This is a genomic window from Pseudomonas sp. 18058 (assembly GCF_902706155.1).
GTDB lineage: Bacteria > Pseudomonadota > Gammaproteobacteria > Pseudomonadales > Pseudomonadaceae > Aquipseudomonas > Aquipseudomonas rustica.
In genome coordinates, this window is record NZ_CACSJY010000028.1 from 36,788 (window position 1) to 57,465 (window position 20,678).

At 58.8% G+C, this 20,678-nt stretch carries 16 protein-coding genes; 4 read left to right on the plus strand and 12 right to left on the minus strand.

Going from position 1 to position 20,678, the window contains the following annotated elements:
* Positions 1-36: 36 nt before the first annotated feature.
* The 4 genes from GVL50_RS16530 to GVL50_RS16545 form a co-directional block, all read right to left on the minus strand.
* On the minus strand, positions 37-3,330 hold the full coding sequence (locus tag GVL50_RS16530) for a DEAD/DEAH box helicase (RefSeq protein ID WP_159814285.1): 3,294 nt from the start codon (positions 3,328-3,330) through the stop codon (positions 37-39).
* Between the two features lie 9 nt (positions 3,331-3,339).
* Positions 3,340-4,077 carry an S-methyl-5'-thioinosine phosphorylase gene (locus GVL50_RS16535; protein ID WP_159814287.1) on the minus strand — a complete coding sequence of 246 codons (738 nt, stop codon included), beginning with the start codon at positions 4,075-4,077 and terminating at the stop codon, positions 3,340-3,342.
* A gap of 13 nt (positions 4,078-4,090) precedes the next feature.
* Positions 4,091-5,101 carry a beta-N-acetylhexosaminidase gene (gene nagZ / locus GVL50_RS16540; RefSeq protein WP_159814289.1) on the minus strand — a complete coding sequence of 337 codons (1,011 nt, stop codon included), beginning with the start codon at positions 5,099-5,101 and terminating at the stop codon, positions 4,091-4,093.
* A gap of 158 nt (positions 5,102-5,259) precedes the next feature.
* Positions 5,260-5,967, minus strand: a complete 708-nt coding sequence (locus GVL50_RS16545; protein ID WP_019648307.1) for a TetR/AcrR family transcriptional regulator — start codon at positions 5,965-5,967, stop codon at positions 5,260-5,262.
* A 229-nt stretch (positions 5,968-6,196) separates the two neighbouring features.
* Between GVL50_RS16545 and lexA the strand changes: the two genes are divergently transcribed.
* Complete coding sequence (gene lexA, locus GVL50_RS16550; protein WP_053122085.1) at positions 6,197-6,805, plus strand: transcriptional repressor LexA; 609 nt, start codon at positions 6,197-6,199, stop codon at positions 6,803-6,805.
* A 10-nt stretch (positions 6,806-6,815) separates the two neighbouring features.
* Complete coding sequence (gene sulA / locus GVL50_RS16555) at positions 6,816-7,316, plus strand: SOS-induced cell division inhibitor SulA (RefSeq protein ID WP_159814291.1); 501 nt, start codon at positions 6,816-6,818, stop codon at positions 7,314-7,316.
* 72 nt (positions 7,317-7,388) lie between these two features.
* Here sulA and GVL50_RS16560 read toward each other — a convergent pair whose 3' ends face one another.
* The 7 genes from GVL50_RS16560 to GVL50_RS16590 all read right to left on the minus strand — a co-directional run bounded on the left by GVL50_RS16560 (position 7,389) and on the right by GVL50_RS16590 (position 15,800).
* Positions 7,389-7,622 (minus strand): hypothetical protein, encoded by a 234-nt coding sequence (locus GVL50_RS16560; RefSeq protein WP_008082203.1) that lies wholly within the window; start codon positions 7,620-7,622, stop codon positions 7,389-7,391.
* 106 nt (positions 7,623-7,728) lie between these two features.
* Complete coding sequence (locus GVL50_RS16565; protein WP_053122089.1) at positions 7,729-8,253, minus strand: DUF6586 family protein; 525 nt, start codon at positions 8,251-8,253, stop codon at positions 7,729-7,731.
* 144 nt (positions 8,254-8,397) lie between these two features.
* On the minus strand, positions 8,398-11,028 hold the full coding sequence (gene topA / locus GVL50_RS16570) for a type I DNA topoisomerase (RefSeq protein ID WP_053122091.1): 2,631 nt from the start codon (positions 11,026-11,028) through the stop codon (positions 8,398-8,400).
* 114 nt (positions 11,029-11,142) lie between these two features.
* Positions 11,143-11,379, minus strand: coding sequence for a DUF1653 domain-containing protein (locus GVL50_RS16575; RefSeq protein WP_007910467.1), 237 nt, complete (start codon positions 11,377-11,379; stop codon positions 11,143-11,145).
* A gap of 99 nt (positions 11,380-11,478) precedes the next feature.
* Complete coding sequence (gene fadA, locus GVL50_RS16580; RefSeq protein WP_053122093.1) at positions 11,479-12,654, minus strand: acetyl-CoA C-acyltransferase FadA; 1,176 nt, start codon at positions 12,652-12,654, stop codon at positions 11,479-11,481.
* Positions 12,655-12,686: 32 nt separating this feature from the next.
* Positions 12,687-14,834, minus strand: a complete 2,148-nt coding sequence (gene fadB, locus GVL50_RS16585; RefSeq protein ID WP_159814293.1) for a fatty acid oxidation complex subunit alpha FadB — start codon at positions 14,832-14,834, stop codon at positions 12,687-12,689.
* A 528-nt stretch (positions 14,835-15,362) separates the two neighbouring features.
* Entirely contained in the window at positions 15,363-15,800 is a 438-nt protein-coding gene (locus GVL50_RS16590) for a hypothetical protein (RefSeq protein ID WP_159814295.1), read from the minus strand.
* Positions 15,801-15,902: 102 nt separating this feature from the next.
* On the opposite strand from GVL50_RS16590, the gene GVL50_RS16595 reads away from it, so the two are divergent.
* Complete coding sequence (locus GVL50_RS16595) at positions 15,903-16,340, plus strand: universal stress protein (RefSeq protein WP_053122097.1); 438 nt, start codon at positions 15,903-15,905, stop codon at positions 16,338-16,340.
* 190 nt (positions 16,341-16,530) lie between these two features.
* Here the strand turns inward: GVL50_RS16595 and GVL50_RS16600 are convergent, their stop codons facing one another.
* Positions 16,531-18,453: an ATP-binding cassette domain-containing protein gene (locus tag GVL50_RS16600; RefSeq protein ID WP_053122098.1), complete on the minus strand. Its 1,923-nt coding sequence runs from the start codon at positions 18,451-18,453 to the stop codon at positions 16,531-16,533.
* Positions 18,454-18,667: 214 nt separating this feature from the next.
* Between GVL50_RS16600 and GVL50_RS16605 the strand changes: the two genes are divergently transcribed.
* Positions 18,668-20,596 carry a transglycosylase SLT domain-containing protein gene (locus GVL50_RS16605; protein WP_053122100.1) on the plus strand — a complete coding sequence of 643 codons (1,929 nt, stop codon included), beginning with the start codon at positions 18,668-18,670 and terminating at the stop codon, positions 20,594-20,596.
* Positions 20,597-20,678: the final 82 nt, after the last annotated feature.

Sequence of the window (20,678 nt, forward strand, 5' to 3'; positions counted from 1 at the left end):
AATGACTCACCTCGGTCTAACGGTTAAAACCCAGGCTCAAACCTTGGAAACAGGCAGCGGTGCAAACAGCGCCTCGATGTCACTCTGCTCCAGCTTCCAGCCACCTGTCGTCCCACCCTCAAGCACCGCCCCGGCCAGTGCAGCCTTCTCCTGCTGCAGCGCCTGTATCTTCTCCTCCACCGTGCCACGGGCAATCAACTTGTAAACAAACACCGGGTTGTTCTGCCCGATGCGATACGCGCGATCGGTTGCCTGATTCTCCACCGCCGGATTCCACCACGGGTCGAAGTGGATCACCGTGTCCGCAGCGGTCAGGTTCAAACCGGTACCGCCCGCCTTCAGACTGATCAGAAACAACGGCACCTTGCCGCCCTGAAATTCCTTGACCGGCGTGCGCCGATCCGTGGTGTCACCGGTCAGCAGCGAATAGGCAATGTCCCGTTGCTGCAATTCTTCCTCGATCAAGGCCAACATCGAAGTGAACTGGGAGAACAGCAGGATTCTGCGACCTTCGCCGAGCAGCTCTTCAAGCATTTCCATCAGGCTGACCAGCTTGCCACTGCCGGAACGCAGTGCCTTGGCTGTCATTGGCATCTTGATCAGGCGCAAGTCGCAACAAACCTGCCGCAGCTTGAGCAAGGCATCGAGAATGATGATCTGACTGCGCGCCACGCCACTGCGGGCAATCTCGTCGCGGACTTTTTTGTCCATTGCGACGCGAACCGTTTCATAGACATCGCGCTGGCCGTCGCTGAGATCGACCCAATGGACGATTTCGGTTTTCGGCGGCAATTCGGTGGCGACCTGATCCTTTTTGCGACGCAACAAAAAAGGCTTGATCCGTGCCGTCAGGTGCTGCACGCGCTGAACATTGCCGTGCTTTTCAATTGGCGTGCGGTAATCGCGATTGAAGGATTTGCTGTCGCTAAGCCAGCCGGGCATGAGGAAATGAAACTGCGACCACAGCTCGCCCAAGTGGTTTTCCAATGGCGTGCCGCTCAGGCACAAGCGCTGACGGGCCTGCAGATCACGGGCCGCTTGCGCCGCTTTGCTGATCGGGTTTTTGATGTTCTGCGCTTCGTCGAGAATCAGCACGCTCCACAGCTGCGGCTGTAGAAACTCGAGATCCCTCGGCAGCAACGCGTAAGTGGTCAGCACCAGATCGTACTCGGCCAGATTAGCGAAATCTTTCTGCCGTCCCGTGCCGTGCAGCGCCAATACTTTCAACTGCGGGGTGAATCGCTCGGCCTCGTCGAGCCAGTTTGGAATCAGGCTGGTCGGCATCACCGCCAGAGCCGGGCAATCGAGGCGACCGGCGTGTTTTTCCGTGAGCAGATGCGCCAGGGTTTGCAGGGTTTTACCCAGCCCCATGTCATCGCCGAGAATGCCGCCGACCTCAAGCTCACGCAGGGTCTGCATCCAGTTCAGGCCTTCGAGCTGATACGGGCGCAGTTGCGCGTTAAGACCGGCCGGCGCAGCGACGTGGGTGTGACTGGAATTCTGCAAACGCTTGGCGAAGGTGCGCAGCCGCTCGCCACCCTGCCAATCCAGCGGCACACCATCGAGAATACTCAAGCGCGCGGCGTCCGGGACACTCAAGCGCAGTGCATCGCCCTGATGACCGCCCAGGTACAACTCGCCCAGCGTCGCCATCAGCGGTTTGACCCGACTCAGCGGCAGCGCGACCTTGGCGCCCGAAGAGTCACCAAAACCGCCGGGCTTCAGTTCGATCAGGAGTTTTTCGTCATCGCTGCGTTGTGCCAGATTGACCGGGTCGAGCAAGCGCGGCTGGGTGCGCAACAAGTGCAGAAGGATCGGTAGCAAACTGTAGCGCTGGCCATTGACGACGATACCCAACTGCAAATCAAACCACTGATGCCCAGCCTCTTCTTCGACCTCGGCGTACCAATGCTCGACTGGCTGCACATTGAAATGAAAGCCGTCACTGATCTCGACTTGCCAGTTCAAGGCGCGCAGGGTGGCAAGGCCTTCGTGCATAAACCCGAGCCAGGCGGAATCATCCGGCAAGGTAAACATCTCGCCGGGGCGATCCAGCGAACTCTTGCGGGTGGCTTTCTTGAAGCCGTGCTTTTGCAGGATCTGGCGCAGCTGCTTTTCCACCGCAGGCTGGCGTTGAATACGCTGGGTTTCGGTGCCGTTGAGGATCATCACTTCCGGATTGCGATCCACCGTCGGCTGGCCGTTGTAGGTAAATACCAGGGCGGCGCGGTGCTCCAGAACGTATTCCCAGCGCGAGCGCTCCCGACCGCTGACGAGGGTCAGTTGTGGCTGCGGCAGTACGTCGTCGATGACTCGTTCGGTCAGTTGGTGTGGCGGCGGGATTCTCGTTGCGGTGCTCATGCGATGGCTGAACTGCATGGCCTGACGCGCCGGAATGTCCGGCGCCAGTGTCAAATGACTGGCCAGTTTTTCTTCCAGTTCATTGAATAGAGGGCCAATCTGCCGCTGTTCACGATCCAGGTAATAAAGCGGCTCCAGCGCCAGCACGGTTTCTTGCGCCGCCTCGGCACTGCTCCACTGCGCGCGGAAGCCGCCGTCGGCCTGTTCGGCCCAGGCGAACTGGCCGGTGCGTTTCGCCCCCGCCACCAACGGGCGCAGATCTTCGAAATCAAGGAACAGCCGCGAGGTGCGCAGGAGCATATCCAGCAGTTCGGCGCCGCTGCTGCCTTCCAGCGGATAGCCGCTGTAATAGGCGTGGTGCGAGTGCATGGCAACCAGCAGCCTGGCGACGCGCAGATCCAGCTCGGACAGGTAGCCGGGCTGACGCATGAGCATTTCCGCCAGCGAATACATCGGTTTGACTTCGCGTAACTCGCCGCTCTTTAGCTGGGAGACCTTGAAAATATCGAGCAGCCACTTGCCGCTGACTGACATAGGCTTGAGCTTGTAAAACAGGCGCGTGCCTGCGGTTTGCGCGCCTTCTACGGCGGGCTTGGTGGGAACCGGAATTGTCGAAAGCCAATGTTCCAGCGCCCGACCCAGCGGGATCTGTGCGTCACTTTCAGACGCACTATGATCACTGCCCTGCAGGTGATAAAGCACCGCAGCGCAATGCTTGCAATCGATAGCGACAGGACAGGTGCACAGGCAACGCAAGTTGACGGAGCCCAGCCGATCTTCGGACAGGTAAATGTTTTGTTGATACGCCTCATCTTGCGAACCGACGCAGAACGCCTCGATCTTTCGGTCATTGATCTCGATGATCTCTACCCGGCCCTCAGCGGCATAAGCGCGAGCCTTGGCCAGCGCGCTGCTAGTGAATGCCTGAGTCCAGGCCGACGACTTGAGCCGCTCGATGAAAATGCTCATGGGCAGCCCTTAGCCGGCCAACACCCGCGCCAACGTCGACTTCACCTTACCCATGCCGTCATGCAACGCCTGCTCGATCTCGGCCATGGTGATCACTTCGGTGGTCTTGCCCGCCGCAGGGTTCACCACCAGCGCCAGACAGGCGTAATCCAGATCCAGCTCACGCGCCAGCGCGGCTTCCGGCATGCCGGTCATGCCGACGATGTCGCAGCCATCACGCTCCAGTCGCACGATCTCGGCGACCGTTTCCAGACGCGGCCCTTGAGTGCAGGCGTAAACGCCTTGATCGCTGAACTCGCAACCTTCAGCAGCCACGGCGGCAATCAATTGCTGACGCAGCGGTTCGCTGTAGGGAAAACTGAAGTCGATGTGGGTGACGTGCTCCAGATCATCGGCGAAATAGGTGTGCTCGCGGCCGCTGGTGTAGTCGACGATCTGATGTGGCACGCAGAAATGCCCGGTGCCCATCGCCGGATGAATCCCGCCGACGGCATTCACCGCGATGATCGCTTCGGCGCCGGCCTGCTTCAGCGCCCAAAGATTGGCGCGGTAGTTGACCTTGTGCGGCGGGAAGCGATGCGGGTGGCCGTGACGGGCGAGGAACAGCACTTCCTTGCCGGCGTACTCGCCAATTTGCACGTCGGCCGATGGGGCGCCGTAAGGTGTGTCGACTGCCAGCGATTGGCGAATGGTCAAGCCTTCGAGTTGAGTCAGGCCGGTGCCACCGATGATTGCGTAAACGGTCATAACGAAAAAATCCTTAATCGATCAGTTGAGCGTCTTTGAGCGCGCCGATGGCGGTGAGCCAGCGCGGATCCTGGCGATATTCGGTGCTGGCAATGGCCTGACCGCGCATGCGCGCAATTCGGGCGGAGGGCTTGACCTTCATCCGTTGCGCGGCGCTAAGGGCGAGTTCGGCAGCGGCGCGGTCGTTGCACACCAGGCCCATGTCGCAGCCGGCAGTCAGCGCAGCTTCAATGCGGCTGGCGGCGTCGCCGACCACGTGAGCGCCGGCCATCGACAGGTCGTCGCTGAAGATCACGCCGTCGAACTGCAACTCGCCGCGCAGGATGTCCTGCAACCAGCGGCGGGAGAAACCGGCTGGCTGCGAATCGACCTGCGGATAGATGACGTGCGCCGGCATGATCGCGGCCAGTTGCTTACTAAGTTTGGCGAACGGCACGAGGTCGTTGGCGCGGATCTCGTCGAGGCTGCGCTCGTCATTCGGGATCGCCACGTGGGAATCGGCTTCGGCCCAACCGTGACCAGGGAAGTGCTTGCCGGTGGCCGCCATGCCCGCGCTGTTCATGCCGCGAATAAATGCCCCGGCAAGGACTGCGGCGCGCTCGGGATCGCCTTCAAAGGAACGGGTGCCGACCACGGCGCTGCGCTGGTAATCGAGATCGAGTACCGGGGCGAAACTCAGGTCGAGGCCGACCGCCAGCACTTCGGTGGCCATGATCCAGCCACATTGTTCGGCGAGGTATTCGGCATTCGGGTTGTCAGCGATGGCACGCATGGCCGGCAGGCGCACGAAGCCCTGACGCAGACGCTGCACACGACCGCCCTCTTGATCCACCGCCAGCAGCAGATCCGGGCGAATCGCGCGGATCGCGGCGCTGAGCTCACGCACCTGGCGTGGATGTTCGATGTTACGGGCGAAAATAATCAGGCCGCCCACTTCGGGCTGACGCAACAATTGGCGATCTTCGGCCGTCAGCCAGGTACCGGCGACGTCCACCATCAACGAGCCTTGCAGGCCAGCAGTCATAGAGATTCCTTGAAAACGAAAAACCCGATGCGCAGAAAATCGCTACCGTGAGCAATGCTCGGCAGGTCGGCAATTTCTGTTTGGATCGGGTTCAGAACGAGAGTCGGCATGGGCGGCTAGCTTAGCGGATACAAGCTGCCGCGCCCACCCGTGCGCGGTTAAACCTTGGCGGCGACCGGCGTTGACTTGCTGCGCGGACGCAGTTGCGCGGTGGCCATGGCTGTGTCGGTGACGCCGGTTTCTGCGCGCATGCCCGCGGCGAGGAATGGCACCATCAGGCGCATGACTTGTTCAATGGAAGTGTTGACGCCGAAATCGGTCTCGGCAATCGCCCGCAACGCTTTGATGCCGGACATGCTGAAGGCCGCAGCGCCGAGCATGAAGTGCACGCGCCAGAACAGTTCGATGGGTGGAATACGCGGCGCGGCTTCGTTGACCAGCAACATGTAGCGACGGAATACCTTGCCGTACATGTCTTCCAGATAACGGCGCAAGTGGCCTTGGCTCTGGCTGAACGCGAGGCCGAGCAAACGCATGAAAATCGACAGGTCGTTACCGCTGCGTGGCTGCACCACGAGGGCTTGCTCGACGAGGATTTCCAACAGTTCTTCGAGGGTCGGCTTGTTCTCAGGCTTGGCCTGACGGCGCTCCAGCTCTTTATCGAGGCTGAGGCAGAATGGCCCGAGGAAGCGCGAGAAAACCGCCTGTATCAGGGCCTTCTTCGAACCGAAGTGATAGTTCACTGCTGCCAGGTTGACGCCAGCCTTGCTGGTGATCAAACGCAATGAGGTTTCCGCGAAACCTTTCTCCGCGAACAACTGCTCGGCAGCATCAAGAATGCGTTCAACGGTTTCCGACTGGGCCATGGCTACTCCGCCTGACAAACACTTGTTTGAAACATACGTTTCAGCCTATGCCTTGTCAAGCCTGCCAGTTCGTTTTGGGAATGGTCGGTCAGCTATTTAACCACACAAGCCCGGCGCTTTTATAAGCAGTGCTGCCGACCGTCCGGCGGCAGGCAAAAAAACGGGCATTGCCAAGAGCGTTTCACTGTATATAATCCCAGTCACTGTATAAAAAGACAGAGCGATCATTATGCTAAAGCTGACGCCACGCCAAGCCGAGATTCTGGCCTTTATCAAACGTTGCCTCGAAGACAACGGTTATCCGCCAACCCGTGCGGAAATCGCTCAGGAACTGGGCTTCAAGTCGCCTAACGCGGCAGAAGAACACCTCAAGGCGCTGGCCCGCAAAGGCGCCATCGAAATGACCCCGGGCGCCTCTCGTGGCATTCGCATCCCTGGCTTCGAAGCCAAGGCTGACGACTCTACCCTGCCGGTCATTGGCCGTGTCGCTGCCGGTGCGCCGATCCTCGCTCAGCAGCACATCGAAGAATCCTGCAACATCAATCCTGCCTTCTTCCACCCGCGCGCCGACTACCTTTTGCGCGTGCACGGCATGAGCATGAAGGACATCGGCATTTTCGACGGTGACCTGCTGGCCGTCCACACCACCCGCGAAGCGCGTAACGGCCAGGTTGTCGTCGCCCGGATCGGCGATGAAGTGACCGTCAAACGCTTCAAGCGTGAAGGCAGCAAAGTCTGGCTGATGGCCGAAAACCCTGAGTTCGCCCCAATCGAAGTCGACCTGAAAGATCAGGAACTGGTGATCGAAGGCTTGAGTGTCGGCGTTATCCGCCGCTAAAGGAGGCTTTATGCAGTTCCCACACACACCTCAGCAAACACAACTGCCTTTATTCGAAGCGTTTCTGGCGCAACCGATGGCGCCGATCCTCAAAGAAGTGGTCGAGCGTGAATGGAATGCCGAACCTGAAGTATTCAGTGAGCTGTCTCTGCGCGGTGCGGCCGGGAACTGCCTGAACCTGCTCGCCCCGATCCTTCGCGAACTCAGCGAAGATCAGGACGCTCGCTGGCTGACGCTGATCGCGCCGCCTGCCAGCCTGACGCAAACCTGGCTGCGCGATGCCGGCCTGAACCGCGAACGCATTCTGCTGCTGCAACCGCGCGGCACGCAAAGTGCTCAACAGTTGGCGTGCGAGGCATTGCGTCTGGGCCGCAGTCACACAGTGGTGACCTGGCTCAACCCGCTGAACACAACCTCACGTCAGCAACTGATCAGCGCGGCCCGCACGGGCGACGCTCAAAGCCTGAACATTCGCTTGGGTTGTGATTCGCAGGTAAAATGCGCTGTGTGAAGCGCAGGGCTTCTCCAAGGACAGAGAAGCCGATCTGAAGCGGTACCGATAAAAACGAAAAGCAGGCAGGGATCAGTGAAGAACCCGTGGCCCCTCTTCCTTATCAAACTCACCTTCAATCATCCGGCCGGCCATCTGCACGCCGACGCTCAACATCGCCTTGGCGATTTCCACGTGCTGCCCCTGAAGGAAAGTCTTGGCATCCTCGGAGAAATCCAGAGTCACCAAAGAACCTTCGTCCTCAGCCCTGCGCAGTTCGATTCGGCCGTCTGGTAACTCGACAATTTCTAGAAAGGACGTTGGCATATAGGTCTGTTCTCCACGAAAGGCAGGGATTATATAGACATCATTCAGGATTCGCTCGGGATCTTGACCAGCAGCATGTTTCAGATTGCCACCGTCTCAATCAGTCTCAGCACTCGTTCAATCCTTCACGAAAACGAATCGCCAAGCCTTTCAGATTCTGCCGCCAGCTTTCCAGCTCCTCTCGGCTCAACTCTTCTGGCGCCTCTTCTTCATCGAGGTTGATCGCCTGAATCAGCGGCTGGGTCACGTCGCCCTTCGGCTTGTGTGGCACCCGCGGAGGCTGAAACAGTGCCGAATGCGCCGCCAACAGTTTCGCCAGCCAGGTTTCAGGATTACCCGCCAATTCGACCATTTCGGCCATTTCGGGAATCGCGATCGACTCCAGCACTTCGCGCGTCAGCAGCATCTCTGCCCGTGGCGCATTGGCCTGAGGTAGACGATAGAACCCGGCGATCTCGTGGCACAGGCCCAGCAAAGCGCCGTAGAGGTGGAATAACGCCGATTCACGCCCGGCCTGAATCAGCGCCAGAGAATTCATCGCCCGCCCTTCTTCAGCGCGAGCCAGGGCTTCCAGCGACAGGCCGGCGAAATAGATCTTCTGATTGGTACGGGTATAGAGTTCGTGAGCCATGACGGCGCTCTCCACAACGAAATAATTGCTTCACACAGGCCGGACAGTGTCGTGGATCAGCCGATCCCACCGCAAGCAGAAAACAAAAAGGCCGCATGAAAACCCGAGGGTTCGCATGCGGCCTTTTCAGTATCGGACTAACGCTTACTCGGCCTTGGCCTTCGTACGCTTGTCTTCAACCGTCCACTTGCCGCCGTCGTAGTAAGCCTTCCAACCGGTAGGCTTGCCGTCGACTTCGGTCTGCACGTATTGCTCCTTGGTCTTGCGGCTATAGCGAATAACCGCTGGCAGACCATCAGGATCCTTCTTCGGCGCGTCGCAGAGGAAGTGGTACTTCGGATCGATTTCGTCCTTGTGCGGCACAATCTCGATCACCAGCGGAGCACGGGTCTCGCGGTTTTTCGGGAACTGACTCGCCGCGAGGAACAGGCCGGAGGCACCGTCGCGCAGGATGTAGGTGTCGTTGACCTTTTCGCATTTCAGCTCAGGCATCTTCACCGGATCCATCTTCGGCGGCGCCGCGTCACCGCTTTTCAGCAGTTTGCGGGTGTTCTTGCACTCGGGGTTGGTGCAACCGAAGAACTTGCCGAAACGGCCGGTTTTGAGTTGCATCTCACTGCCGCACTTGTCGCATTCCAGGCTCGGACCTTCGTAGCCCTTGATGCGATAGCTGCCCTCTTCGATTTCGTAGCCAGCGCAATCCGGGTTGTTACCGCAGATGTGCAGCTTGCGCTTTTCGTCGAGCAAGTAAGCGTCCATCGCTGTGCTGCAGATCGGGCAACGATGCTTGCCGCGCAGTACCAGCGACTCCGACTCGCCCTCATCGTCCGCAGCGATTTCATCGCCCGGCACCAGGTTGACGGTGGCCTTGCAACGTTCTTTCGGCGGCAGGCTGTAGCCCGAGCAACCAAGGAACACGCCGGTCGATGCGGTACGAATCTGCATCGGACGGCCGCAAGTCGTGCACGGAATGTCGGTCATCACCGGCTGGTTGGCACGCATGCCGTTTTCCGGATTCTCGGCTACTTCGAGCTTCTTCTTGAAGTCGCCATAGAACTCGTCCAGCACGTTTTTCCAGTCGCGCTCGCCCTGTGCCACGTCATCGAGATTCTCTTCCATGCCGGCGGTGAAGCCGTAGTCCATGAGGTTCGAGAAGCTCTCCGACAGACGTTCGGTAACGATGTCGCCCATCTTTTCCGAATAGAAACGACGGTTGTGCAGGGTCACGTAACCGCGATCCTGAATGGTCGAAATGATCGCCGCATAAGTCGAAGGACGACCGATGCCGCGTTTTTCCATTTCTTTCACCAGGCTGGCTTCGGAGTAACGCGCCGGCGGCTTGGTGAAGTGCTGCGACGGATCGAGCTTGATCAGCTTCATCACGTCGCCCTGCGCCATATCAGGCAGAACGTCATCATCGCCCGGCTTGGCAATTTGCGGCATGACACGGGTGTAACCGTCGAACTTGAGGATGCGGCCCTTGGCGCGCAGCTCGAAATCGCCAGCGCCGACGCTGACGGTAGTCGACAGGTACTGGGCCGGCAGCATCTGGCAAGCCAGGAACTGGCGCCAGATCAGCTCGTAGAGACGCTCTGCATCGCGCTCCATGCCCGCCAGCTTGCTTGGAATGGTGTTGGCGTCGGAAGGACGAATCGCTTCGTGAGCCTCTTGTGCGCCTTCCTTGCTGCTGTAGACGTTCGGCGTTTCCGGCAGGTACTTCTTGCCGAACTCGTCTTCGATGTAAGCACGCGCCATCGTCACGGCATCGGCCGAGAGGTTGGTCGAGTCGGTACGCATATACGTGATGTAGCCGGCTTCATACAAACGCTGGGCCATCATCATGGTTTTCTTCACGCCGAAGCCCAGGCGGTTACTCGCAGCCTGTTGCAGGGTCGACGTGATGAACGGTGCCGAAGGCTTGCTGCTGGTCGGCTTGTCTTCGCGTTTGACGATGCTGTAGCTGGAAGCCTTGAGCTTTTCCAGCGCGGCCGTGGCCTGGGCTTCGTTCAGCGGCTTGAAGGCTTCGCCTTTTTCGCGAGCCACTTCGAAACGCACGGTCGAGCCTTTGGTGGTGCCGAGATCGGCATGCACTTCCCAGTACTCTTCCGGGTTGAACGCACGAATTTCGCGCTCACGCTCAACGACCAGCTTCACGGCTACAGATTGCACGCGGCCAGCGGACAGGCCACGGGCGATCTTCGCCCACAGCAGCGGCGAGACCATGTAACCGACAACGCGGTCGAGGAACCGACGCGCCTGTTGAGCGTTGACACGATCGATGTCCAGCTCGCCCGGCTTGGAGAACGCTTCCTGAATCGCCTTCTTGGTGATTTCGTTGAACACCACGCGCTTGTAGCGGCTGTCGTCACCACCGATGGCTTCGCGCAGGTGCCAGGCAATGGCTTCCCCCTCGCGATCCAAGTCGGTTGCGAGATAGATGGTGTCAGCATCTTTGGCGAGCCGGCGCAGCTCTTCGATGACCTTCTCTTTACCCGGGAGGATCTCGTACTTGGCTTTCCAGCCATGATCGGGATCGACACCCATACGCGAGACGAGCTGCTTGCGCGCCTTCTCTTTCGGCGAGAGCACCGGACCTTCGCCCGCAGCAGCCTTGCCGCGCTTGGCGGCTGGCTCTTTGCTGGCGCTAGCCGAACCGCTGGTGGGCAGGTCTCGGATATGGCCGATACTCGACTTCACCACGTATTGGTTACCCAGATACTTGTTGATGGTCTTGGCCTTAGCCGGGGATTCCACAATGACCAGCGATTTGCCCATGGATCAGAAAATTCCTGAATTCTAGAAGTGAAAGGCGGTTGGCGCCTGACGCGGCACCGCTATATATAGTTGATACAAGGTGAGGTCAAGCACAGGGTTCTGTGCGCACTCGCCTTATGCCTTGGAAAAAAGGCTCGGTTCGGCCTGCACCAAAGCAAAGCGTGGCACCTGCTCGCCGTCAACCTCGACCGACTCGAGAAACATGCTCAAGGGGCGTACCCAAAAGCCGTAATCGCCATACAGGGCTTGGTAAAAGACCACTTCTTCTTCGGTTTCCGAATGCCGCGCAACACTGAATACACGGTACTGCGGACCTTTGTAATGTTGGTAGAGCCCAGGTTGTATCGGCATGTTTTGGCCCTCACTCAAATTTTTTCAAAATAAAAACAAAAATAAATCCAGAAAAACAAAAACCGGGGCACTTGGCCCCGGCTTCCATCGACGAGACGCTTAAACGCGTTCGAAGACGGTGGAGATGCCTTGGCCGAGACCAATGCACATAGTGGCTACCCCGAAGGTGCCGCTATTCTGCTTCATCACGTTCAGCAAGGTGCCGGAAATACGGGCACCGGAGCAACCGAACGGGTGACCCAGGGCGATCGCGCCGCCATGCAGGTTAACCTTCTCGTTCATCTTGTCGAGTACTTTCAGATCTTTCAGCACTGGCAGAGCCTGTGCAGCGAAAGCTTCGTTGAGCTCGAAGAAGTCGATATCGTTGATGCCAAGACCGGCGCGCTTCAAGGCTTTTTGTGTTGCCGGAACTGGACCATAGCCCATGATTGCCGGATCCACACCTGCCACTGCCATCGAACGGATAACCGCCATTGGCTGGATACCCAGATCTTGTGCGCGCTGCGCCGACATCACGATCATGCACGAAGCACCATCGGTGATCTGCGACGAAGTACCCGCCGTCACGGTGCCGCCCTTTGGATTGAAGGCAGGCTTGAGGGCCGCCAGACTTTCCAGGGTGGTTTCCGGACGAATGGTTTCATCATAGTCGAACAGTTTCAGGAAACCGTTCTCGTCGTAGCCCTGCATCGGGATGATTTCGTCTTTGAACTTGCCTTCCACGGTGGCCTTGTGGGCCAACTGGTGGGAACGCACGCCGAAAGCATCTTGCTGCTCGCGAGTGATACCGTGCATTTTGCCGAGCATTTCAGCGGTCAGACCCATCATGCCCGAGGCTTTCGCCGCGTACAGCGACATGTGCGGGTTCGGATCGACACCGTGCATCATGCTCACGTGGCCCATATGCTCGACGCCGCCAACCACGAACACGTCACCGTTACCGGTCATGATCGCTTGCGCAGCAGTGTGCAGCGCGCTCATCGACGAGCCGCACAGACGGCTGACGGTCTGGCCGGCCGAAGTGTGCGGGATCTGGGTCATCAGCGACGCCATGCGCGCGATGTTCCAGCCCTGCTCCAGGGTCTGGTTGACGCAGCCCCAGATCACGTCTTCGACTTCCGCCGGATCGACCTTGACGTTGCGCTCCAGCAGTTTGCTGATCAGGTGCGCCGACATGTCTTCGGCGCGGGTGTTGCGGTGCATGCCGCCCTTGGAACGGCCCATCGGAGTACGACCGAAGTCGACAATCACGACGTCTCTTGGATTCAAGCTCATAAAATTTCACTCTCGCTCAAAAGTTGGGACGCTTAACCGAAGAACCGTTGGCCGGTTTTGGCCATTTCACGCAGCTTCGCGGTCGGGTGGTACAGCGCGCCCAAATCAGCGTACTGGTCAGCCAGGGCAACGAACTCGGCAACACCGATCGAATCGATGTAGCGCAGTGCACCGCCACGGAATGGAGGGAAACCGATACCGTAGACCAGACCCATGTCGGCTTCGGCGGCGGTTTCAACGATGCCGTCTTCCAGGCAACGCACGGTTTCCAGGCACAGCGGGATCATCATCCAGTTGATGATGTCTTCGTCAGTGACTTCGCGCTGCTCGTAAACGATCGGCTTGAGCACTTCGAGTACCGATGGATCGGCGACTTTCTTCTGCTTGCCTTTCTTGTCGGCTTCGTAGGCGTAGAAGCCCTTGCCGTTTTTCTGACCCAGACGCTTGGCTTCGTACAGCACGTCGATGGCGGTGCGACGGTCATCCTTCATGCGATCCGGGAAACCCTCAGCCATTACGTCACGACCGTGGTGACCGGTGTCGATGCCGACCACGTCCATCAGGTATGCCGGGCCCATTGGCCAGCCGAATTTTTCCATGACTTTGTCGATACGGACGAAGTCCACACCGGCGCTGACCAGTTTGGCGAAACCGCCGAAGTACGGGAACAGTACGCGGTTGACCAGGAAGCCCGGGCAGTCGTTGACGACGATCGGGTTTTTGCCCATTTTCTTGGCGTAAGCAACGGTGGTGGCAACAGCCAGCTCACTCGACTTCTCGCCACGGATCACTTCCACCAGCGGCATCATGTGCACCGGGTTGAAGAAGTGCATGCCGACGAAGTTTTCCGGACGCTTGAGGGCTTTCGCCAGCAGGCTGATGGAAATGGTCGACGTGTTGGACGCGAGGATGGTGTCCTCTTTGACCTTGTCTTCAACTTCAGCCAATACGGCTTGCTTGACCTTCGGATTCTCGACAACAGCTTCGACAACCAGATCGACGTGACCGAAGTCGCCGTAGGACAGGGTTGGGCGAATGGCGTTGAGCACTTCAGCCATTTTCGCAGCGGTCATGCGACCTTTATCAACGCGGCCAACCAGCAGTTTGGCGGCTTCGGCCAGACCCTGCTCGATACCGTGCTCGTTGATATCCTTCATCAGGATCGGCGTACCTTTAGAGGCCGACTGATAAGCGATACCGCCACCCATGATGCCTGCGCCGAGTACGGCAGCCTGCTTCACGTCTTTGGCGATTTCGTCGTAGGCCTTGGCCTTCTTCTTCAGTTCCTGATCGTTCAGGAACAGACCGATCAAGCTCTGCGCAGCAGAGGTCTTGGCCAGTTTGACGAAACCGGCAGCTTCGACTTCCAGAGCCTTGTCACGACCGAAGTTCGCAGCTTTCTGGATGGTCTTGATCGCTTCAACCGGCGCCGGGTAGTTCGGGCCAGCCTGACCGGCAACGAAACCTTTGGCGGTTTCGAAAGCCATCATTTGTTCAATGGCGTTCAGCTTGAGCTTATCCAGCTTCGGCTGACGCTTGGCCTTGTAATCGAACTCGCCGGAAATGGCGCGTTTGATCAGTTCAAGAGCCGCTTCCTGCAGTTTTTCTGGAGCAACCACAGCGTCGACAGCACTGACTTTCAGCGCGTCTTCAGGGCGGTTTTCCTTACCGGAGGCAATCCACTCGATGGCGTTGTCGGCACCGATCAGGCGCGGCAGACGCACGGTGCCGCCGAAGCCTGGGTAGATGCCCAGTTTGACTTCCGGCAGACCGATCTTGGCTTTGGTCGACATGACGCGATAGTCAGCCGCCAGGCACATTTCCAGACCGCCGCCCAGAGCGATGCCATTGATGGCCGCTACGGTCGGAACATTGAGGTCTTCGAAATCGCTGAAGATCTTGTTGGCTTCGAGATTGCCAGCAACCAGCTCGGCATCCGGCAGCTTGAAGTTCTCGACAAATTCGGTGATGTCGGCGCCGACGATGAATACGTCCTTGCCACTGCTGACGATCACGCCCTTGATCGAAGCATCTGCCTTGATGGTGTCTACGGCCTGACGCAGTTCGTTCAGGGTAAGACGGTTGAACTTGTTGACGGACTCACCCTTGAGGTCGAATTTCAATTCGACGATGCCACTTTCAAGAGCTTTAACCGTGATGGCTTTACCTTCGTAAATCATCAACTGATCTCCACGATATGGAAGCTGAACAGTACACGTCGGACGCAAGCGAATGGTTTGGCAGGACGCTTCTTCGTCACTGCTGATACCCATTCACCCGGCACACCCGCCAACGCGATAGTCGGGATTCTGTAGGAGCGGTCAGTAAGACAAACGCTCAATTCATACGCCCGTTTGATTTGGGTACGTCACCTTCACGGAATTTCCGACAATTGTCAATCGCCCAAAATACGGGTTGAAATGCGACTTTGCGGTCATTTCCGCACCACGCAGACCGGCAACACGCGCCCGCATGAGGAGCCATTCATAGAATCAATAGTTAGAAAAGTCGCCCTAATTAGCGCCGAGCCTTGTTTAACAGGCTACGCTGGCTGGACTACAGGGAAAAGCGCTGAGCGCTGCAAGCGAGATTCGTTGTAAAAAGATTTACCGGCCTGCCTGGCCAACCCAGCCCGATGAATCATGTCGGGCTTTTTAATGCGCGTCTGCCGGACATTCCCCACCGTTGCAGTGGGAAAAGTCCGCGCGTCATGCCAGCGCTTTCAGAGTCGCGTCGATATCCAGCAAAACCGAGGCTTCGCCTTTCTCACCCCAATACAAGGCGATCATCTGCTTGTCGGCTTCAACTTTGAAAACGTTGCCCGGCAACTTTTCGAAATGATTAAGCAGCGCCGGATCTTCGCAGGCTTCCTGCCATTGATTGACCCACGCACCCGGCGATTTCTGCCAATACGTCCAGCACGCCGGCTGCTTGCTACGGCGCGGCCGATGATATTGCGCGCACGGGCTCGGCGGCTCTTGCGCCATCCAGTGTGGCCACTCCTGAGGCGCCAGCTGCATGGCCAGACCGATGCGGCGCGCCTCCATGCGCAGGGCGATGCGACCGCTTTGCGCACGCGATGGACGCAACCACGCCAGCGGACTCAAAACCACCAACAGGATTGACACCACCAACCAGACCGTCATATCTCTACTCCCGATTTTTGATGAGCCATTGCTCCACTTCGGAACCAATGCGCTTGAAACCAGCCATACTTAACAATATTGAACCGTCACGAGGAGCACCTCATGCCCTACACCCATATCCTGGTCGCCGTAGATCTGACTGAAGAGTGCGACCCTGTGATTCACCGCGCCCGCGAGCTATCGGTGAGCAACGGTGCCAAGCTGTCGCTGGTGCATATTGTCGAACCAATGGCCATGGCGTTCGGCGGCGACGTGCCGATGGATCTGTCACAACTGCAACAACAGCAGTTCGATCAGGCCAAGGAGCGCCTGGAGCGCCTGAAGCTCAAATACTCCGAGCTCGAAGGCGCCAACTGCCATTTGACCTATGGCCAGCCACGTCAGGAAATCCACCACTTCGCCAAGGAACAGCAATGCGATCTGATTGTGGTTGGCAGCCATGGTCGTCATGGTCTGGCCTTGTTGCTCGGCTCCACTGCGAACGACGTACTGCACGGTGCGCCTTGCGATGTGCTCGCCGTCCACCTGGTCAAACGCTGAAACACTGCACCCTGTAGGAGTAAGCCTGCTCGCGATAGCGTTATAACAGTCGACAGACATGTTGAATGCTAAACCGCTTTCGCGAGCAAGCCCGCTCCCACATTTGATCTGCGTAGACCGATAGATCGCATTACATATGAAAAGCCCGGCGCTCATCACTGAGCGCCGGGCTTTTTTGTTACGGGATCAATCAGGCATCCAGCTCGGCCCAACGCTCCATCAACGCATCCAGCTCAGCGTGCAACTGCTCCAAAGAAGCAATCACCTTGGCCGTCTCAGCCGCAGGACGCTGATAGAAACCGGCATCCGCCATTTCAGCTTCCACCGCAGCGATCTGCTGCTCTTTGGCGTCGATGTCGCCCGGCAACGCTTCCAGCTCGCGCTGCAGCTTGTAGCTCAGCTTCTTCTTGGCCGCCGGGGCGGTAGCGGCAGGTTCAGCCACCGCAGCCGGCTCAGCCGTTACCACTGCCGAATTCAGGTCAGCCTTGCCGGATTTGCTTTCAGTCACGCCCAGCAGACGCGGCGAGCCGCCCTGACGGATCCAGTCCTGATAGCCGCCGACGTATTCACGCACCTTGCCTTCACCTTCGAAGACCAGGGTGCTGGTGACCACGTTGTCGAGGAATGCCCGGTCGTGGCTGACCATCAGCACGGTGCCGTTGAACGTCAGCAGCACTTCTTCAAGCAGCTCCAGCGTTTCCACGTCGAGGTCGTTGGTCGGTTCGTCGAGCACCAGCAGGTTGGCCGGTTTGCTGAACAGCTTCGCCAACAACAGACGCGCACGCTCACCACCCGACAGCGCCTTGACCGGCGTGCGAGCACGCTGCGGGCTGAACAGGAAGTCGCCGAGATAACTCAGCACGTGGCGGCTCTGGCCGTCGATATCAATGAAGTCGCGACCTTCGGCAACGTTGTCGATAACGGTTTTTTCCAGATCCAGTTGATGACGCAACTGATCGAAGTAGGCCACGTCGATCCGCGTGCCCTCTTCCACTTTGCCGCTAGTCGGTTGCAGACCGCTGAGCATCAGTTTCAGCAGCGTGGTCTTGCCGGTACCGTTGGCGCCGAGCAGACCGATACGGTCGCCGCGCGTCAGCACCATCGAAAAATCCTTGATCAGGAACGGGCCGCCCGGGTGAGCGAAACTCACGTTCTCGAGCACCATCACCTGCTTGCCGGACTTGTCGGCAGTGTCCAACTGAATATTGGCCTTGCCGGTGCGCTCACGACGCTCACTGCGCTCAACGCGCAAAGCTTTCAGGGCGCGGACGCGGCCTTCGTTACGGGTGCGGCGCGCCTTGATGCCCTGGCGGATCCAGACTTCTTCCTGGGCCAGTTTCTTGTCGAACAGCGCGTTGGCGGTTTCTTCAGCGGCCAGCGCGGCTTCTTTGTGCACGAGGAAACTGGCGTAGTCGCCGTTCCAGTCGATCAGGCCGCCGCGATCCAATTCGAGGATGCGCGTGGCAAGGTTTTGCAGGAAGGAACGGTCGTGCGTGATGAACAGCACGGCACCCTGGAAATCTTTCAGCGCTTCTTCGAGCCAGGCAATCGCACCGATGTCGAGGTGGTTGGTCGGTTCGTCGAGCAGCAGCAGATCCGGTTCGGACACCAGCGCCTGCGCCAGCAGCACGCGACGACGCCAGCCGCCGGACAACTGGGCGAGGGTCTTGTCGGCCGGCAGTTGCAGGCGGCTCAGGGTGCTGTCGACCAACGTCTGCAAGCGCCAGCCATCACGGGCTTCGAGGTCTTGCTGAACGTGCATCAGCTTGTTCAGGTCTTCTTCAGTGACGCAGTTCTGCGCCAAATGATGGTACTCGGCGAGCAACGCGCCCACGCCATCCAGGCCTTCAGCGACCACGTCGAACACCGTCCGATCGTCGGCCACTGGCAATTCTTGCGGCAATTCGCCGATTTTCAGACCGGGGGCACGCCACACGGAGCCGTCATCGGGCTTTTGATCGCCCTTGACCAGCTTCATCATGCTGGACTTGCCTGTGCCGTTGCGGCCGATGATGCACACCCGCTCACCACGGGCGATCTGCCAGGACACCTTGTCCAACAACGGCATAGCGCCGAACGCAAGGGACACATCGCTGAATTTGAGCAGGGTCATGAGCTTCTCCAAAAACCGGGCGCGCATTCTACCTGACTTAGGGCTCCAGCAGGCCGGCAATTTGTCTGTCGAAGCACTCTGCACAACAATTGTTGCGAACTTGTGCAGCGAGGCCCGCAAAGCTTTCGCCGCTCGCTGGCAAAAGGCTAAGCTACAGACAATTCAGTGCTGACCGAGGTCGGCACTTGTCATGATTTCTCTGCCCGGATGTCTCATGCGCAGTCGCCTTTTCAGTGTTTTGTCCTGCTTGCTACTTACCGCCGCTGCCGTTCAATCCGCCCAGGCGGTGGATCTGTCCACCCAACGCCAGTATTACGATGAAGCCAAGCGCGCCTTGGCCAAAGGCGACACCGGCCCGTATTTCCGTTACAGCCAGGCCCTGGCCGATTATCCGCTGGAACCGTATCTGGCTTACGACGAATTGACCGCGCGCCTGAAAAGCGCAAGCAACGAGGAAATCGAAAAATTCCTCGCCGAGCACGGTGACCTGCCCCAGGCCAACTGGATGAAGCTGCGCTGGTTGCGCTGGCTCGCCGACCGTGGCGACTGGGCGACCTTCGTCAAGTACTACGATCCGAAGCTCAACTTCACCGAACTGGACTGCCTGAATGCGCAGTACCAGATCACCCACGACAAAAAATCCGAAGGTTATGCCAATGCCGACAAGCTCTGGCTGACCGGCAAATCGCAGCCCGCCGCGTGTGACGCGCTGTTCGGCATCTGGGCCGCTGACGGCCAGTTGACCGAACAGAAACGCTGGGAGCGCACCAAACTCGCCGCTCAGGCGCGCAACTATCCGCTCGCCAACAGCCTCGTTAACGGCCTGACCACCCTCGCCCCGCGCGGTCGATTGCTGGTCGATGTCGCGCAGAAACCCGAGTTGCTCAACCAACCATCGCGCTTCACTCCGGCGGATGAACCGATGTCCGACGTGGTCAGCCTCGGCCTGCGCCGCCTCGCCCGTCAGGATCCGGACAAGGCCATGGCGCTGCTCGATGGTTACGCCAGCAGCATGCATTTCTCCCGCGATGAAAAAGTCGCGATCGCCCGGGAAATAGGCCTGACCCTGGCCCGGCGTTTCGACAGCCGCGCGCTGGACGTGATGACCAAATACGACCCGGAACTGCGTGACAACACCGTGTCCGAATGGCGTTTGCGTCTGCTGTTGCGTCTGGCGCGTTGGGACGATGCTTACCAACTGACCAAGCGTCTGCCGCAGGATCTCGCCACCACCAACCGCTGGCGTTACTGGCAGGCGCGCAGTCTGGAACTGGCGCAACCGCAGAACCCGGAAGCACAGACCCTGTACAAAAATCTGGCGCGTGAACGTGACTTCTACGGTTTCCTCGCCGCCGACCGCTCGCAATCGCCGTATTCGTTGAACAACAAGCCACTGGTGCTGAGCCAGGCGTTGATCAACAAGGTTCGCAACACGCCTGGCGTACGCCGTGCGCTTGAATTCCATGCGCGCGGGCAGATCGTCGACGGTCGCCGCGAGTGGTACCACGTCAGCCGTCATTTCAATCGTGACGAAATGGTCGCGCAGGCAAAACTGGCTTATGACCTGAAATGGTATTTCCCGGCGATCCGCACCATCAGTCAGGCGCAGTATTGGGACGACCTGGACATCCGCTTCCCGATGGCCCACCGCGAAACTCTCGTGCGTGAAGCCAAGGTTCGCGGACTGCACTCGAGCTGGGTGTTCGCCATCACCCGTCAGGAAAGCGCCTTCATGGACGACGCCCGCTCCGGCGTCGGTGCCAGCGGCCTGATGCAACTGATGCCCGCCACCGCCAAGGAAACCGCGCGCAAGTTCAGCATTCCGCTGGCCTCGCCGCAACAAGTGCTCGATCCGGACAAAAACATCCAGCTCGGCGCAGCTTATCTGAGCCAGGTGCACAGCCAGTTCAACGGCAACCGCGTCCTCGCCTCCGCCGCTTACAACGCCGGCCCCGGTCGTGTGCGCCAATGGCTGCGCGGCGCCGATCACCTGAGCTTCGACGTCTGGGTGGAAAGCATCCCGTTCGACGAAACCCGCCAGTACGTGCAAAACGTACTGTCGTACTCGGTGATCTACGGCCAGAAACTCAACTCGCCACAGCCGCTGGTGGATTGGCATGAGCGCTACTTCGACGACCAATGAACTGTAGGAGCTGCCGAAGGCTGCGATCTTTTGACCTGAAAAAAATGCCCGCATGAAAATGCGGGCATTTTGTTTGGAGCAA

Excerpts from the sequence above, each read along its gene's own strand:
- GVL50_RS16605 (WP_053122100.1), top strand. The coding sequence starts at position 18,668 with ATGCGCAGTCGCCTTTTCAGTGTTTTGTCCTGCTTGCTACTTACCGCC.
- GVL50_RS16535 (WP_159814287.1), bottom strand. The coding sequence starts at position 4,077 with ATGACCGTTTACGCAATCATCGGTGGCACCGGCCTGACTCAACTCGAA.
- topA (WP_053122091.1), bottom strand. The coding sequence starts at position 11,028 with ATGGGCAAATCGCTGGTCATTGTGGAATCCCCGGCTAAGGCCAAGACC.
- GVL50_RS16560 (WP_008082203.1), bottom strand. The coding sequence starts at position 7,622 with ATGCCAACGTCCTTTCTAGAAATTGTCGAGTTACCAGACGGCCGAATC.
- fadA (WP_053122093.1), bottom strand. The coding sequence starts at position 12,654 with ATGAGCTTGAATCCAAGAGACGTCGTGATTGTCGACTTCGGTCGTACT.
- GVL50_RS16590 (WP_159814295.1), bottom strand. The coding sequence starts at position 15,800 with ATGACGGTCTGGTTGGTGGTGTCAATCCTGTTGGTGGTTTTGAGTCCG.
- nagZ (WP_159814289.1), bottom strand. The coding sequence starts at position 5,101 with ATGACTGCTGGCCTGCAAGGCTCGTTGATGGTGGACGTCGCCGGTACC.
- fadB (WP_159814293.1), bottom strand. The coding sequence starts at position 14,834 with ATGATTTACGAAGGTAAAGCCATCACGGTTAAAGCTCTTGAAAGTGGC.
- GVL50_RS16545 (WP_019648307.1), bottom strand. The coding sequence starts at position 5,967 with ATGGCCCAGTCGGAAACCGTTGAACGCATTCTTGATGCTGCCGAGCAG.
- GVL50_RS16575 (WP_007910467.1), bottom strand. The coding sequence starts at position 11,379 with ATGCCGATACAACCTGGGCTCTACCAACATTACAAAGGTCCGCAGTAC.
- GVL50_RS16595 (WP_053122097.1), top strand. The coding sequence starts at position 15,903 with ATGCCCTACACCCATATCCTGGTCGCCGTAGATCTGACTGAAGAGTGC.
- sulA (WP_159814291.1), top strand. The coding sequence starts at position 6,816 with ATGCAGTTCCCACACACACCTCAGCAAACACAACTGCCTTTATTCGAA.
- GVL50_RS16565 (WP_053122089.1), bottom strand. The coding sequence starts at position 8,253 with ATGGCTCACGAACTCTATACCCGTACCAATCAGAAGATCTATTTCGCC.
- lexA (WP_053122085.1), top strand. The coding sequence starts at position 6,197 with ATGCTAAAGCTGACGCCACGCCAAGCCGAGATTCTGGCCTTTATCAAA.
- GVL50_RS16530 (WP_159814285.1), bottom strand. The coding sequence starts at position 3,330 with ATGAGCATTTTCATCGAGCGGCTCAAGTCGTCGGCCTGGACTCAGGCA.
- GVL50_RS16600 (WP_053122098.1), bottom strand. The coding sequence starts at position 18,453 with ATGACCCTGCTCAAATTCAGCGATGTGTCCCTTGCGTTCGGCGCTATG.